Raw genomic sequence first — 15,266 nt, 5'->3', positions numbered from 1 at the left:
ACGATATAGGCAGGCGCCGCGGCATTTGACACAACGTAAAAATTCCATTAATCCATGATGGCGCACCGCACCACCCCCACCGTGACGGACCTTCCGTCGCCGCAGGTGCCGCCCCTTCATACCGGAGCTGCAAACAGATGAACCGCAAGTCCAGTACGCTCGCCGTTGCCGTCGCCATCGCCCTCGGCCTCCCGGTTGCCCCCGCCTTCGCCCAGTCCGGCGCGCAGACGCTCGACACCGTGATCGTCACCGGCACCCGCGTGGCCGACCGCACCGTGGCCGAATCGCAGTCGCCGATCGACATCATCACCCCCGAGGTCCTGCAGGCCACCGGCTCGACCGAGCTGGCCACCGCGCTGTCGCGCGCCCTGCCCTCGCTCAACTTCCCGCGCCCGGCGCTGACCGACGGCACCAGCGGCGTGCGTCCGGCGCAGCTGCGCGGGCTGTCGCCGGACCAGGTGCTGATCCTGGTCAACGGCAAGCGCCGGCACCTGTCCGGCCAGCTCAACGTCAACGGCAGCATGGGCCGCGGCTCCTCGGCCGTGGACCTGAACACCATCCCGGTGGCGGCGATCGAGCGCGTGGAAGTGCTGCGCGACGGCGCCTCGGCCCAGTACGGCTCGGACGCCATCGCCGGGGTGGTCAACATCGTGCTCAAGGGCGCCGGCAAGGGCGGCAGCCTGGCGCTGGACCTGGGCCAGTACTCGGCCGGCGACGGTACCCAGTACCAGCTCTCCGGCGATACCGGCGTCAGCTTCGCCGACGGCCGCGGCACGGTGCATTTCGCCGGCCAGCTCTCGCACCAGGACCGCACCAACCGCGCCGGCCCGTTCAACGCCTACGGCCTGCCGGGCAACCCGACGCCGAACACCGGCAACTACCCGGGCGTGGGCGTGAAGGCGTTCGTGGTCGGCGACCCGGAAGTGGACACCCGCGCCGTGTCGGCCAATGCCGGCTTCGACTTCAGCGACAGCCTGCATGGCTACGCCACGGCCATCGCCAGCAACCGCGACATCACCTCGTTCGCGTTCTACCGCTCGCGCAACCACAACGCCGCGACCAAGCTGCTCTACCCGGACGGCTTCGTCCCGGAGATCAACCAGTACCTCAAGGACCGTTCGCTGGTCGCCGGCCTGAAGGGCAGCAGCGAAGGCGGGCTCAACTGGGACGTGAGCTACAACTACGGCTACAGCCGCATCGATTTCGCCACCGACAACACGATGAACTACGCGCTGGGCGCCACCAGCCCCACCCGCTTCCGTGACGGCGCGCTGGAATACACCCACAACATCGTCAATGCCGATTTCTCGCAGGCGCTGGACTGGGGCCTGGCCTACCCGGTGACGCTGTCCTTCGGCGCCGAGTACCGGCAGGAGAAGTGGAACCAGTCGCCGGGCGAACCGAACTCCTATTTCGGCAGCGGCGCGCAGGGTTTCGGCGGCTTCACCCCGATCAACGCGGTGCACGCCGACCGCCACAACTACGCGCTGTACGCCGGCCTCGAAGCCGACCTGACCGACAGGCTGTCGGCCGGCGCCACCGTGCGCTACGAGGACTACTCGGATTTCGGCAGCAAGACCTCGGGCAAGCTGTCGGCCCGCTATGCGTTCAGCGACACCGTGGCGCTGCGCGCCACCGTTTCCAACGGCTTCCGCGCACCGTCGCTGGCGCAGCAGAGCTACCAGGTCATCACCAGCAACTACTCCAACGGCGTGTTCGTCGAGTCGGGCACCTTCCCGGCCACCAGCGTCGTGGCGCAGGCGCTGGGTTCCAGGCCGCTGCAGGCGGAAACCTCCACCTCCTACAGCCTGGGCCTGGTGCTGCAGCCGGCCGAGCGCCTGTACCTGACCGTCGATGCGTTCCAGATCGACATCGACGACCGCATCCTGCTGTCGTCCACCATCAACACCAACCCGGCGACCAACGCCCTGCTGACCTCGCTGGGGATCAACAACGTCACCGCCTTCCGCTACTTCAACAACGCCGCCAATACCCGCACCCGCGGCGTGGACGTGGTCGGCAGCTACAACATCCCGCTGGCCGCCAGCGCCCTGGACCTGACCGCCAGCTACAGCTACAACACCACCGAGGTGAAGCGGCTGGCGCCATCGCCGGCCGTGCTGACCGGGCTGGGCCTGACCACGCCGCTGGTGGGCCGCGACGAGATCGGCCGGCTGGAGGACGCCTTCCCGCGTGACAAGGCCATCGTCGGCGGCACCTGGAGCGCGGACCGCTGGAGCGTGGGCCTCAACGCCACCCGCTATGGCCGCTTCACCGTGCGCCAGACCAACCCGGCGTTCGACCAGAGCTACGACCCGCAGTGGGTGCTGGACGTGTCGGCCAGCTTCAAGCCGAGCGCGCAGTGGACGCTGACCGTGGGCGCGGACAACGTGCTCGATTCGCACCCGGACAAGGTCAACCCCGCGTTCACCAGCGTCAACGCCTGGGGCCAGATGCCGTACAGCAACTACGCGCCGGCCGGCTTCAACGGCGCCTATGTCTACGGCCGCATCGGCTACAAGTGGTAAGCGGCGCGCGCGCCTGAGGCGTCGGCAAATGCCCCGGGAAACCGGGGCATTTGCTTTTCCGCGCGCGACACCGTGTTTTCCGCGCGGTTTCCTTGTCTGCGCCGGAGGCACCCGTAGAATCGTCCCACCCCCCCTGCCTGCGAGTTCCGATGCACCATGACACCGCCCTGATCAACATGATCGCCATCGGCCTGGGCCTGGCCTTCGTGCTTGGCGCCCTGGCCAACCGGCTGCGGCTGTCGCCGCTGGTGGGCTATCTGGTCGCGGGGGTGGTGGTCGGGCCGTTCACGCCGGGCTTCGTCGCCGACCAGGCGCTGGCCAACCAGCTGGCCGAGATCGGGGTGATGCTGCTGATGTTCGGCGTCGGCCTGCATTTCTCGCTCAAGGACCTGATGGCGGTGAAGGCCATCGCCATTCCCGGCGCCATCGGCCAGATCGCGGTGGCCACGGTACTCGGCTGGGGCGTGGCCACGCTGATGGGCTGGCCGCCGCTGCACGGGGTGATCTTCGGCTTCTCGCTGGCCACCGCCTCGACCGTGGTGCTGTTGCGGGCCATGGAGGAACGCCGCCTGCTGGAGACCACCCGCGGCAAGATCGCGGTGGGCTGGCTGATCGTCGAGGACCTGGCCTGCGTGCTGGCGCTGGTGATGATGCCGGTGATCGCCGGGGTGTTCGGCCCCGAGGCGCAGGGCCGCAGCCACAGCCTCGGCAGCGTGCTGGCGTCGATCGGCTGGACCTTCGTGCAACTGGGCCTGTTCGTGGCGGTGATGCTGCTGGTCGGGCGCCGGGTGATCCCGTGGGTGCTGGAGCGCATCGCCGGTACCGGTTCGCGCGAACTGTTCACCCTGGCGGTGCTGGCCATCGCGCTGGGCGTGGCATTCGGCGCGGCCGCGCTGTTCGGGGTGTCGTTCGCGCTGGGCGCGTTCTTCGCCGGCATGATGCTCAACGAGTCCGAGCTGAGCCACAAGGCGGCGCACGATTCGCTGCCGCTGCGCGATGCGTTCGCGGTGCTGTTCTTCGTCTCGGTGGGCATGCTGTTCGACCCGATGATCGTGGTCGAGCACCCGTGGCAGGTGCTGGCCACGGTGGCGATCATCATGTTCGGCAAGTCGGCCGCGGCGTTCTTCATCGTGCGCGCGTTCGGCCATTCCAAGGCCACCGCGCTGACCATTTCCGCGTCGCTGGCACAGATCGGCGAGTTCGCCTTCATCATCGCCGGGCTTGGCGTCGCGCTGAAGATCCTGCCCGGCACCGGGCAGTCGCTGGTGCTGGCCGGCGCGCTGGTGTCGATCATGCTCAACCCGCTGGTGTTCGGCCTGCTCGACCGCTGGCAGGCGCGGCACAAGGAAGCCCTGCCGGTGCCGGAAGCACCGGACATCCCGCCCGGGCCGTCGCTGGACCTGCACGACCACGCCATCGTCATCGGCTATGGCCGGGTCGGCAGCACCCTGGCGCAGGTCCTGCGCGACCGCGGCGTGCCGGTGCTGGTGATCGACGACAACCGCGACCATGTCGAGCGCGCGCACGCCGCCGGCATTCCCGGCATCCGCGGCAGCGCCGCCGCCGACCTGGTGCTGGCCGAAGCCCATCCGGAACGCGCCAGCATCGCCATCCTCGCCATCCCGCAGCCGCTGGAGGCCGGCGAAGCGCTGGCCAAGCTGCGCGCGATCAACCCCAACCTGACCCTGCTGGCGCGCGCGCACAGCGATGCCGAGGTCAAGCACCTGCTCGAGCACGGCGCCGACGGCACGGTGCTGGCCGAGCGCGAGCTGGCGCACTCGCTGGCGGAAATGGTCATGGCTACGCCGCCGTACCGGGCGCTGCGCGTGGGCGCCACCGCCCACTGACGGCCCCGCGCCGCCGGGAGCGCTCAGGCCGCGCCAGCGACGGCGCCGGGAAGGCGCGCCAGGTAATCGCCCAGCCGTTCGATCGCCTGGCGCACCTTGGCCGGCTGGGTCTGCCGGTGCGGGGTCACCGCCCACACCGGCAGCGCAGGGATGTCCCAGTCGGGCAGCAGCCGCAGCAGCCGGCCGTCGGCCAGCAGCGGCATGACGTCCAGGCTGGTCAGCACCGCCACGCCCAGTCCGGACACGCACAGTTGGCGCACCGCCGGCTGGTTGTGGCTGACCAGGCGCGGATGCGCCGGCACCTGCCGCTCCTGGCCGGAGGCGCGGTGCCGCCACGCCAGCCCGGGCACCTGGGCCAGGCCCAGCCATTCGCTGGCCGGCACCTGCAGCGGGTCGGCCGGCGGGCCATGCCGCCGCAGCCAGTCCGGTGCGGCGCAGGCCCAGCGCTGCAGGGTCCCCAGCGGCTGCGCCATCCAGTCGCTGTCCGGCAACCGGCCGAAGCGCAGCGCCAGGTCGATGCGGGCCTGCACCAGGTCGGTCCAGCCATCCTCGAAATGCAGGTGCAGCCGCAGCTGCGGGTGGTCGCGCAGCCACGCCCCCAGTGCCGGCCCGACATGGTCGGCCATGCCCAGCGGCGCGGACAGGCGCAGTTCGCCGCTGGGCGCATGGCGCGCCGCCGACAGCTCGGCCGCGGCCTCGCCGGCGGCATCCAGCAGGCGCGCGCAGGCCGCGTAGTAGCGGCCGCCGACGTCGGTCAGCGACAGCTGCCGGGTCGAACGGTGCAGCAGCGCCACGCCGGCCTCCTGTTCGAGCGCGCGCACCTGCTGGCTGATCGCCGACGTGCTCATGCCCAGCGCCCGCGCCGCGGCGCTCATCGAGCCGTGCCGGACCACCTGCGCGAACAGCGCCATGCGCCTGAGATTCTCCACTGCCCCTCCTGCCGCCGCGCCATCGTGAAGCGCGGCTTCAAGGTGATTGTGGGCCCCGGGGACTGCCGCCGCCACCACGCCGGGAGGACACTGTGGGCCTGCCATCCACACGAGGAATCGCCATGAACGTCGCCCTGATCGGTGCCACCGGCTTCGTCGGCCGCGCCCTGCTCGAGGAACTGCTGGCGCGTGGCCACGCGGTCACCGCGCTGGCCCGCCACCCGGAAAAACTCGCCGCGCGCGACCACCTGCGCGTGGTCCGTGCCGACGTGCAGGACCCCGCGCAGGTGCAGGCCGCGGTGGCCGGCAGCGACGCGGTGCTCAGCGCCTACAACGCCGGCTGGGACAACCCGGACATCTACCACGACTTCATGCAGGGCTCGCGCGCGATCGTCGCCGGCACCAAGGCCGCCGGGGTCAAGCGCTACCTGGTGGTGGGCGGCGCCGGCAGCCTGTACACCGCCGACGGCGTGCAGCTGGTGGACACGCCGGATTTCCCGCCGGCGTTCCATGATGGCGCCCGCGCCGCGCGCGACGCGCTGGAGGACCTGAAGGGCGAATCCGCACTGGACTGGACCTTCCTCAGCCCGCCGGTGGGCTTCCACGCCGGTGGCCCGACCGCGCGCACCGGCCGCTACCGCACCGGCAGCGACACCCCGCTGATGGCCGCCGACGGCCCCGGCACCATCAGCCCGGCCGACCTGGCCGTGGCCGTGGTCGACGAACTGGAGCAGCCGCGGCACCTGCGCCAGCGCTTCACCATCGCCTGGTAAGGCCGCCCGCGCGATGCACGGCGGCGCGGCAACGCCGCCGGTGGGCCCGGCGCGCTTCGGCACCGCCGGAGCCCGCGCGGATCACCGCGCTCAGGCCTGCGCCAGCGCCTGTTCCAGGTCGGCCAGCAGGTCGTCGATGTGCTCGATGCCGACCGACAGCCGCACCGTGTCCAGCGTCACCCCGGCCTTTTCCAGCTCGGCCGCGTCGAGCTGGCGGTGGGTGGTGGAGGCCGGGTGCGTGGCCAGCGACTTGGCGTCGCCCAGGTTGACCAGCCGGGTGAACAGCAGCAGCGCGTCGAGGAACCGCGCGCCGGCCTCGCGGCCGCCCGGCAGGCCGAAGGTCAGCACCCCCGAGCCGTGGCCGCGCAGGTACTTGCGCACCAGCGCGTGCTCGGGGTGGTCGGGCAGCGCCGCGTAGTTCACCCACGCCACCTTCGGGTGCCGCTGCAGGAAGGCCGCGACCGCCAGCGTGTTGCTGTTGATCCGGTCCATGCGCAGCGCCAGGGTCTCGATGCCCTGCAGGATCTGGAAGGCGTTGAACGGCGAGATCGCCGCGCCGGTGTTGCGCAGCGGCACCACGCGCGCGCGGCCGATGTAGGCGGCCGGCCCCAGCGCCTCGGTGTAGACCACGCCGTGATAGCTCACGTCCGGCGTGTTCAGGCGCGGGAACCGTTGCTTGTGTTCGGCCCAGGGAAAACGCCCCGAATCGACGATCGCCCCGCCCAGGCTGGTGCCATGCCCGCCCAGGTACTTGGTCAGCGAATGCACCACGATGTCGGCGCCGAAATCGAACGGGCGCAGCAGGTACGGCGTGGCCACGGTGTTGTCGACGATCAGCGGCACGCCGTGCGCATGCGCGATCGCGGCGATGGCCTCGATGTCGGTGATGTTGCCGCGCGGGTTGCCGATGGACTCGACGAACACCGCCTTGGTGCGCTCATCGATCAGCGCCGCGAACGCCTGCGGATCGCGGTAGTCGGCGAAACGGGTCTGGATGCCGAACTGCGGCAGCGTGTGCGCGAACAGGTTGTAGGTACCGCCATACAGCGCGCTGGAGGCCAGGATGTTGTCGCCGGCCTCGGCGATGGTCTGGATCGCGTAGGTGATGGCCGCCTGCCCGGACGCCAGTGCCAGCGCGCCGACGCCGCCTTCGAGCGCGGCGATGCGCTGCTCCAGCACGTCGGTGGTGGGGTTCATGATCCGGGTGTAGATGTTGCCCTGCACCTTGAGGTCGAACAGGTCGGCACCGTGCTGGGTGTCGTCGAAGGCATAGGCCACGGTCTGGTAGATCGGCACCGCCACCGCGCGGGTGGTCGGGTCGGGACGGTAGCCGCCGTGCACGGCGATGGTTTCGGGCTTCCAGTTCGGCGCGGACATCACAGGCTCGATGCAGGGGTGGCCCATGACCATAGCCGAGCCGCTGCCGGCCATGGCCGCTGGTTGCAACGGTTACTGCTGATCCGTGGTGATCAGCCGGTAACCCGGATGCATGAGCGGGTATCCCGTGGCGCACGCCGGCGCCCGGCCAACGCCGGTTTTACCCCGCCGTCCGCATGCCGCACACTGCGGACTCACAGATGCGGGAGTCTGCGATGCGCTCCATGTCCGTTCCGATGCCGCTGCGCGCGGTCCATGCCATCGGCCTGCTGTCGTTGTGCGCGCTGGCGCACGCCGGCCAGATCCGCGTGCAGTTGCCCGCGGACGCCACGGCCGGCGCGTCCGGCCGGCTGCTGCTGTACGCCGAGCCGGCCGCAACCGCCGAAGCACGCGCCAGGGACGGCAAGGTGCCTGCGGTCGAGGCCAGCCTGTTCGCCGGCACCCACGCCACCGTCGCGGGCATGGACATTGCCCGCATCGCGCCCGGCCAGGCGCTGCCGGTGGACACCGAAACCCTGGCCTGGCCGGCGCCGTTCCCGCAGCTGGCCGATGGCACGTACTACGTGCAGGCGGTGCTCGATACCCAACGCGACAACAACTACGCCGGCCGCGGCCACGACGACCTGCTGAGCGCCCCGACCCGGGTGGTGCTGGGCAGGGAGGCCGCCACCGTCACGCTGCTGCTGGACCAGCGGGAAGCCGCCGCCGGCGACCCCTGGGAACTGTCCGGACGCCTTCCCGAGGCCGTCCGCCAGGCGGCGCCCGCGGCCAGGGCCGCCACCCGGGAGATCGATTTCACCAGCCCGGCGCTGAGCGCATTCTGGGGCCGGCCGATCCACATGCGTGGCTGGGCGGTGCTGCCGCCCGGCTACGATGCCGCCGCGCAGGCGCGCTATCCGGCGGTCTATTACACCCATGGCTTCACCGGCAACCAGCGCAAGCTGGTAGGCACCGCGGCCAGCGTCTACCAGGGCATGCTCGCCGGCGAACTGCCGCCGATGATCCTGGTGCTGCTGGATCAATCCAGCGCGACCGGCACCCACGAATTCGCCGATTCGGTCAACAACGGCCCCTGGGGCCAGGCCCTGACCGGGGAGCTGATCCCACAGCTGGAGCGCGACTACCGGATGGACGGCAACGCCTCCGGGCGCTTTCTCAACGGCCATTCCTCCGGCGGCTGGGCCGCGCTGTGGCTGCAGGTGCGTTACCCGGCGCTGTTCGGCGGCGCCTGGGCCACCGCGCCCGATTCCAGCGATTTCCACGACTTCAGCGGCATCGACCTGTACGCGGCCGGTGCCAACGTCTACCGCCGTGCCGACGGCCAGCCCTGGCCCCTGGTGCGCAACCAGGGCAAGGTGGTGGCCAGCTTCCAGCAGTTCGCGCAACTGGAGGAAGTGACCGGCCCGGTGGGTGGCCAGCTGGCCTCGTTCGAGTGGGTGTTCTCGCCACGTGGCGCCGACGGCCGGCCGATGCCGATGTTCGACCGCGGCACCGGCCGGGTCGACCCGCAGGTGGTGGCGTACTGGCGCGAGCACTACGACATCGCGGCGCGGATCCGCCGCGACTGGCCGCGGCTGGAACCCGACCTGGACGGCAAGCTGCACGTCTATGTGGGTACCGCCGACAACTTCTACCTGGACGGTGCCGCGCGGCGGCTGAAGGCGGCGCTGGACGGGGTGGGCGCCCGCTCGGATTTCCGCTTCGTGCCGGATCGCACCCACTTCGACCTGTATGCCGACGGCGACGACCGCCAGGCACTGCTCAAGGACATCGCCTGGCAGATGTACGCACTGGCGCGGCCGGGCGCGAAGCGCCCCACGGCACCCGCACCTGCACCTGCACCTGCACCGGCGCCGGCCGGAGCCGGAGCCGCGGTCACTCCGTAACGCCGTAACGCCGTAACGCCCTCGCAGCGTGCCGGCACCGGAACGAAGAAGGCGGCCATGGGCCGCCTTCTTCGCCTGCTCGATGGCGGGCCGCAGCCCGCCCGCGCTCACTTCACGAACGCCAACCGGCCACCCTCGGCATCCACCTTCACCGTATCGCCGTTGACGAACCTGCCGGACAGGATCTCCTGCGCCAGCGGGTTCTCGATCTGCTGCTGGATCGCGCGCTTGAGCGGTCGCGCGCCGTACACCGGGTCGAAACCGACATTGCCCAGCAACTCGTAGGCCTTGTCCGACAACTCGATGCGGATGCCACGCTCGCCCAGCCGCTTCTCCAGGCCGCGCATCTGGATCCGCGCGATCTGCTTGATCTGCTGCTTGTCCAGCGGGTGGAACACGACGATGTCGTCCAGCCGGTTGATGAACTCCGGGCGGAAGTGCGCCTGCACCACGCCCATCACCGCCGCCTTCATCTGCAGGTACGCCTCCGGCGAATCGTCCGCGCTCAACTCCTGGATCTGGTGCGAGCCCAGGTTGGAGGTCATCACGATGACGGTGTTGCGGAAGTCCACGGTGCGGCCCTGGCCGTCGGTCAGGCGGCCGTCGTCGAGCACCTGCAGCAGGATGTTGAACACATCCGGGTGCGCCTTCTCCACCTCGTCCAGCAGGATCACGCTGTACGGGCGGCGGCGCACCGCTTCAGTGAGATAGCCGCCTTCCTCGTAGCCGACGTAGCCCGGGGGCGCGCCGATCAGGCGGGCCACGGAGTGCTTCTCCATGAACTCGCTCATGTCGATGCGCACCATCGCGTCGGACGAATCGAACAGGAAATCGGCCAGCGCCTTGGTCAGCTCGGTCTTGCCCACGCCGGTGGGGCCCAGGAACAGGAACGAGCCGCTGGGGCGGTTCGGGTCGGACAGCCCAGCGCGCGAACGCCGCACCGCATCGGCGACCACGCGGATCGCCTCTTCCTGGCCGACCACGCGGTTGTGCAGCATCTCCTCCATGCGCAGCAGCTTGTCGCGCTCGCCCTCGAGCATCTTGCTGACCGGGATGCCGGTCCAGCGCGAGACCACCTCGGCGATCTCCTCGTCGGTCACCCGGTCCTGCACCAGCTTGAAATCCTTGCGTTCGACTTCCTGCGCCGCCGCCAGCTGCTTTTCCAGGTTGGGCAGCAGCCCGTACTGGATCTCGCTCATGCGCGCGAAATCCTGGCGGCGCTGCGCCGCTTCCAGCTCCAGCCGCGCCTGCTCGATCTGCTCCTTGATCTTGGTGGTGCCCTGCAGCGCGGCCTTCTCCGACTTCCAGATCTCGTTGAGATCGGAGAACTCGCGCTCCAGCCCGTCGATATCCGCTTCCAGGTCGGCCAGGCGCTTCTGCGACGCCTCGTCCTTCTCCTTCTTCAGCATCTCGCGCTGGATCTTGAGCTGGATCAGGCGGCGCTCGAGGCGGTCCAGCTCCTCCGGCTTGGAATCGATCTCCATGCGGATGCGCGAGGCGGCCTCGTCCATCAGGTCGATGGCCTTGTCCGGCAGCTGGCGGTCGGTGATGTAGCGGTTGGACAGCGTGGCCGCGGCGACGATCGCCGGGTCGGTGATCTCCACCCCATGGTGCACGGCGTAGCGCTCCTTCAGCCCGCGCAGGATGGCGATGGTGTCCTCCACCGTCGGCTCGCCGACGAACACCTTCTGGAAGCGGCGCTCCAGCGCGGCGTCCTTCTCGATGTACTGGCGGTATTCGTCCAGCGTGGTCGCGCCGATGCAGTGCAGCTCGCCGCGCGCCAGCGCCGGCTTGAGCATGTTGCCTGCGTCCATGGCGCCGTCGGCCTTGCCGGCGCCGACCATGGTGTGCAGTTCGTCGATGAACAGGATGATCTGGCCCTCGTTCTTGGCCAGGTCGTTGAGCACGCCCTTCAGGCGCTCCTCGAACTCGCCGCGGAACTTGGCGCCGGCGATCAGCGCGCCCATGTCCAGCGACAGCACGCGCTTGCCGCGCAGGCCCTCGGGCACCTCGTCGTTGACGATGCGCTGGGCCAGGCCCTCGACGATGGCGGTCTTGCCCACGCCGGGTTCGCCGATCAGCACCGGGTTGTTCTTGGTCCGGCGCTGCAGCACCTGGATGGTGCGGCGGATCTCCTCGTCGCGGCCGATCACCGGGTCGAGCTTGCCGCTCTCGGCGCGCGCGGTCAGGTCGATGGTGTACTTCTCCAGTGCCTGGCGCTGCTCCTCGGCGTTCTCGCTCTGCACGGTCTCGCCGCCGCGCAGCTTGTCGATCGCCGCTTCCAGCTTCTTGCGGTCGGCACCGGCCGCGCGCAGCGCCATGCCGGCCGCGCCGCCGTCGTCGGTGGCGGCCAACAGGAACCATTCACTGGCGATGAACTGGTCGTTGTGCTGCTGGGCCAGCTTGTCGGTGGCGTTGAGCAGGCGGCTCAGGTCGTTGCCCATCGACAGGTTGCCGGCCTGGCCGGACACCTTGGGCAGCGCGTCCAGCGCCTCGCCCAGGCGCTCGCGCAGCAGCGGCACGTTGACCCCGGCCTGGGCCAGCAGCGGCCGGCTGCTGCCCCCGGCCTGGTCGAGCAGCGCGGCCAGCACGTGCACCGGTTCGATGATGTTGTGGTCGCGGCCCACGGCCAGCGACTGCGCATCGGCCAGGGCTTTCTGGAAGTTGGAGGTGAGCTTGTCCATCCGCATGGTGGTCATCCCGAATCAGGGGCCGGCGTCGCCGGCGATACTCGTTCAGATGCGGTTGCGGCGGTGTGATTCAAGCCCGCCCCCCGGAGCCCGTTCAGCCGCGGCCGCCCCGCCCCGGCAGTATCCCCGGGACGCCGCGGCCACGCCTTGATCGGGCGCAATCAGCCCGGCCCACCGCGTGTCAGCGCACGCCGGATCGCGCGCAGCTGGTGCTTCACCGCGCGTGCCTGGTCCGCCTCCAGGCGCAACAGCGCCTTCTGTCCGATCGAGCGCGCCTGCAGCTGCGGATCGACGAACCGGTAGCGGCCGCGCGCGTCGCGCTCCAGCAGCGGCGGCCGCGCCGGCTCGGGCGTCAGCAGCAGGTGGTCGATCACCGCCACCACGCGGTCGTTGAACTGGCCGCCGGGATGGCCCAGCTCGCGGTACGCCTGCTGCACCAGCGGATACAGGCGCATGTAGGCCGCCGCCAGCGCATCGGCGTCGACCGCGGTGAAGGCCGCCACGTACGGCGCATAACGGGCGGCGTTGGCGCCGGCCACGGTGATGCCCGACGCCGCGTCGCCTTCGACCTGCAGGTCGCCCGGCAGCGGACGCAGCGCCAGCGCGCTGGCCGGCACCCGGGCCTGGTCGAGATTGTCGATGTGGGTGACCAGCCGCTGCAGCCGGTGGTCGGGCAGCAGCAGCGCCAGCACCGGCGCCGGGAACAGCGCGGCGAGGTCTTCGCGCACCCGCGCATCGCTGTCCGCCAGCGACGGCAGTGCCGCATCGATGGCCGCATCGCGCGGCAGCGGGTATCGCGCCGGTGCCGCGCTCGCGCCCGCTGCCGCCGCTGGCGTCTGCGGCGTCTCCGGCGGCACGCTGCGCTCGCCGCCGGCGGCCGTCGCCAGCGCGCGCGGCGGGGCAGCCGGCATGGCCGTGCGCAGCTCATCGCGGAACAGCCACCACCCCGCGCCGCCCAGCACCAGCACGCCGGCCACGGCCCAGGGCCATACCGCTTTCCTGTCCTGCATCGGGAACCACCTCCGTCGTTGCGATCACCCAGGGTGTGACCCGGGCGATCGCGCGGGGTTCCCCCGCCGGCTCAGCCGGGCCGCGGTGGCCGCTGCAGCGACAGCAGCGCCAGCACCGCCGCCAGCGCCACGTAAGCGCCGGCGAACTGCCAGCTGATGCTGCGCTGCAGCCCCTGCAGTGCCCACGGCAGGTACACCCCGCCGCGCGGGTCCACCGAGTGGATCAGGCCGAACAGGGTCAGCAGCGCGGCGACCAGCAGCAGGACCGACGCGCGCCGCGGACGCTGTTCGATCATCGCCACCACCGTGGCGATCCACAGCATCGCGGTGATGATGAAGCCGTTGCCGAGGGTGAAGATCACCGCCAGCTCCGGCAGCCCGTGGCCGTCGAGCGTGGTGGTCAGCTCGGCCAGCCGCTCCGGCGCGATCCAGCCCGGTGCCTTGATCGCCAGCAGGTACGCCACCGAGGGCAGGAAGCCGAGCACCATCGCCGCGGCATGCCGCTTCGGCGTGGCCTCGAACGCCTGGGTGGTGATGTCGATGGCCACGTACACGATGATCGGCGCCAGCACCGCCAGCGGCAGCCACTGCACCAGGCCGGAAATCACCCCGAGCATGCCGCCGATGCCGACGAACAGTCCGGTCAGCAGGGTGTAGCCGCTGCGCGCGCCCATGTGCTTGTAGGCCGGCTGGCCGATGTAGGGCGTGGTCTGGGCGACGCCGCCGCAGCACCCGGCCACCAGCGTGGCCACCGCTTCCACCAGCAGGATGTCGCGGGTGCGGTAGTCGTCGCCGGCCGCGCGCGCGCTTTCGGACACGTTGATGCCGCCAACCACCATCAGCAGCCCGAACGGCAGCAGCAGCGGCAGGTAGTCCAGCGCCGCCGGCAGGCCGTCGATGAAGCCCAGCGTCGGCAGCGGCAGCACCACCTGCGGTGGCGTCCACTGCGGCAGGGCGAAGCCCGGCGCGCCCAGCCCCGCCAGTCCCAGCCCGTAGTACAGCGCGGTACCGACCACGAACGCCACCAGCACCCCGGGCGCGCGTACCGGCAGCCGCCCCTTGGCGACCAGCACGTACAACAGCAGCCCCAGGGTGACGAAGCCGGCCACCGGCGAGCGCAGCGCTTCCAGCAGCGGCAGCAGGCCCATCAGCACCAGCGCGATGCCGGCGATGGAGCCCAGCAGCGCGGCCCGCGGCAGCGCGCGGGTCACCGCCTCGCCGAAAAACGACAGCACCAGCTTGAGCAGGCCCATGATCACCAGCGCCGCCATGCCCAACTGCCAGGTGGCGATCGCCGCGGCCTGCGGGTCCATGCCCTGCTGGCGGAAGCCGGCGAACGCCGGCCCCAGCACCAGCAGCGCCATGCCGATGCTGGTCGGGGCATCCAGCCCCAGCGGCATCGCGGTGACGTCGTCGCGGCCCGTGCGCGCGGCCAAGCGCCGCGCCATCAGCGTGTACAGCAGGTTGCCCACCAGCACGCCGAAGGCGGTGCCCGGGAACATGCGCCCGAACACCACCTCGGCGGGGAACTGGAAGATGCCCACCAGCGCCATGGCGATGAAACCGAGGATGGACAGGTTGTCGACCACCAGGCCGAAGAAGCCGTTGAGGTCGCCGGCGACGAACCAGCGTGGGCGCGGGGCAGCGGGAAGGGAAGCCATGCGGGAACCGGGAGGAAGGAAGGGAAAACCATCGCCGGGGCGCGGGCGCCACGCCCTGCCCCGGCGCGCGTTGCTCAGAACGAGACGTCCACCGCCTGGCGCGCCCACAACACCGACTGGTGATGGGTGGCCTGCTTCCAGGCCAGGCGGATCGCCTCGATGTCATTGCGGCGCTGCGGCGTGTCCTCGTGCAGCACCACCAGCACCTTGGTGCGCAGGCGCTCGGGCCCGGCGGCGCCACGGAACAGCCACTGGCCGTAGGCGTCGAACACGGTCAGGCCGTCGGGGAAGCGCGGGGTCACCTCGCGGTCGAGGAACGCCCGCCACTGCGCGTCGCTGATGGCGTCGGTCTGTTCGCGGCGGGAGTCGCCGTCCTCGCGGCCGACGCCGAAATACAGCTCGCTGCGCACCCAGTGCGCGCCCTCGGCCGGGCGCGCGGCGTCGCCGTGCAGCGCGGCGGTGGCCGCCGGCGGGTCGGCGAGAGCGGCGGCGGTGGCAACCCCGCCCAGGCACAGCAGCAGCGGGAACAGCAAAGCGGACGACTTCATGGATAACCTCTGGAAGG

At 70.9% G+C, this 15,266-nt stretch carries 10 protein-coding genes; 4 read left to right on the top strand and 6 right to left on the bottom strand.

Going from position 1 to position 15,266, the window contains the following annotated elements:
- The first annotated feature begins 137 nt into the window (after positions 1 to 137).
- Together ACJ7VY_RS04540 and ybaL are read left to right on the top strand one after the other, a co-directional pair.
- On the top strand, positions 138 to 2,528 hold the full coding sequence (locus ACJ7VY_RS04540) for a TonB-dependent receptor plug domain-containing protein (RefSeq protein ID WP_409476440.1): 2,391 nt from the start codon (positions 138 to 140) through the stop codon (positions 2,526 to 2,528).
- 149 nt (positions 2,529 to 2,677) lie between these two features.
- On the top strand, positions 2,678 to 4,375 hold the full coding sequence (ybaL, locus tag ACJ7VY_RS04535; protein WP_313254371.1) for a YbaL family putative K(+) efflux transporter: 1,698 nt from the start codon (positions 2,678 to 2,680) through the stop codon (positions 4,373 to 4,375).
- Between the two features lie 23 nt (positions 4,376 to 4,398).
- Here ybaL and ACJ7VY_RS04530 read toward each other — a convergent pair whose 3' ends face one another.
- Entirely contained in the window at positions 4,399 to 5,304 is a 906-nt protein-coding gene (locus ACJ7VY_RS04530) for a LysR family transcriptional regulator (protein ID WP_161614717.1), read from the bottom strand.
- Between the two features lie 122 nt (positions 5,305 to 5,426).
- On the opposite strand from ACJ7VY_RS04530, the gene ACJ7VY_RS04525 reads away from it, so the two are divergent.
- Positions 5,427 to 6,077, top strand: coding sequence for an NAD(P)-dependent oxidoreductase (locus ACJ7VY_RS04525; protein ID WP_161614718.1), 651 nt, complete (start codon positions 5,427 to 5,429; stop codon positions 6,075 to 6,077).
- Positions 6,078 to 6,167: 90 nt separating this feature from the next.
- Here the strand turns inward: ACJ7VY_RS04525 and ACJ7VY_RS04520 are convergent, their stop codons facing one another.
- On the bottom strand, positions 6,168 to 7,454 hold the full coding sequence (locus tag ACJ7VY_RS04520) for an O-acetylhomoserine aminocarboxypropyltransferase/cysteine synthase family protein (protein WP_409476439.1): 1,287 nt from the start codon (positions 7,452 to 7,454) through the stop codon (positions 6,168 to 6,170).
- Positions 7,455 to 7,678: 224 nt separating this feature from the next.
- Here ACJ7VY_RS04520 and ACJ7VY_RS04515 point away from each other — a divergent pair, with 224 nt between their 5' ends.
- Positions 7,679 to 9,340: an alpha/beta hydrolase gene (locus ACJ7VY_RS04515; protein ID WP_313254366.1), complete on the top strand. Its 1,662-nt coding sequence runs from the start codon at positions 7,679 to 7,681 to the stop codon at positions 9,338 to 9,340.
- A 107-nt stretch (positions 9,341 to 9,447) separates the two neighbouring features.
- On the opposite strand, the gene clpB is transcribed toward ACJ7VY_RS04515, so the two are convergent.
- From clpB to ACJ7VY_RS04495, 4 genes are all read right to left on the bottom strand, one after another.
- A complete protein-coding gene (gene clpB / locus ACJ7VY_RS04510; RefSeq protein WP_409476783.1) occupies positions 9,448 to 12,030 on the bottom strand; it encodes an ATP-dependent chaperone ClpB in 2,583 nt (860 codons plus the stop codon).
- Positions 12,031 to 12,191: 161 nt separating this feature from the next.
- On the bottom strand, positions 12,192 to 13,040 hold the full coding sequence (locus ACJ7VY_RS04505; protein ID WP_313229228.1) for a DUF3014 domain-containing protein: 849 nt from the start codon (positions 13,038 to 13,040) through the stop codon (positions 12,192 to 12,194).
- Between the two features lie 71 nt (positions 13,041 to 13,111).
- Entirely contained in the window at positions 13,112 to 14,701 is a 1,590-nt protein-coding gene (locus ACJ7VY_RS04500) for a hypothetical protein (RefSeq protein ID WP_313247533.1), read from the bottom strand.
- A gap of 74 nt (positions 14,702 to 14,775) precedes the next feature.
- Positions 14,776 to 15,249 (bottom strand): DUF3574 domain-containing protein, encoded by a 474-nt coding sequence (locus ACJ7VY_RS04495; RefSeq protein ID WP_313229224.1) that lies wholly within the window; start codon positions 15,247 to 15,249, stop codon positions 14,776 to 14,778.
- Positions 15,250 to 15,266: the final 17 nt, after the last annotated feature.

Source organism: Stenotrophomonas sp. Y-13, assembly GCF_046267925.1.
GTDB lineage: Bacteria > Pseudomonadota > Gammaproteobacteria > Xanthomonadales > Xanthomonadaceae > Stenotrophomonas > Stenotrophomonas acidaminiphila_A.
Note: the sequence above shows the minus strand (reverse complement) of the source record. Positions and strands in the feature narration are given on the sequence as shown.

Coding starts and splice junctions, on each gene's coding strand:
- ACJ7VY_RS04540 (WP_409476440.1), top strand. CDS start 138: ATGAACCGCAAGTCCAGTACGCTCGCCGTTGCCGTCGCCATCGCCCTC.
- ybaL (WP_313254371.1), top strand. CDS start 2,678: ATGCACCATGACACCGCCCTGATCAACATGATCGCCATCGGCCTGGGC.
- ACJ7VY_RS04525 (WP_161614718.1), top strand. CDS start 5,427: ATGAACGTCGCCCTGATCGGTGCCACCGGCTTCGTCGGCCGCGCCCTG.
- ACJ7VY_RS04520 (WP_409476439.1), bottom strand. CDS start 7,454: ATGTCCGCGCCGAACTGGAAGCCCGAAACCATCGCCGTGCACGGCGGC.
- ACJ7VY_RS04515 (WP_313254366.1), top strand. CDS start 7,679: ATGTCCGTTCCGATGCCGCTGCGCGCGGTCCATGCCATCGGCCTGCTG.
- clpB (WP_409476783.1), bottom strand. CDS start 12,030: ATGCGGATGGACAAGCTCACCTCCAACTTCCAGAAAGCCCTGGCCGAT.
- ACJ7VY_RS04505 (WP_313229228.1), bottom strand. CDS start 13,040: ATGCAGGACAGGAAAGCGGTATGGCCCTGGGCCGTGGCCGGCGTGCTG.
- ACJ7VY_RS04500 (WP_313247533.1), bottom strand. CDS start 14,701: ATGGCTTCCCTTCCCGCTGCCCCGCGCCCACGCTGGTTCGTCGCCGGC.
- ACJ7VY_RS04495 (WP_313229224.1), bottom strand. CDS start 15,249: ATGAAGTCGTCCGCTTTGCTGTTCCCGCTGCTGCTGTGCCTGGGCGGG.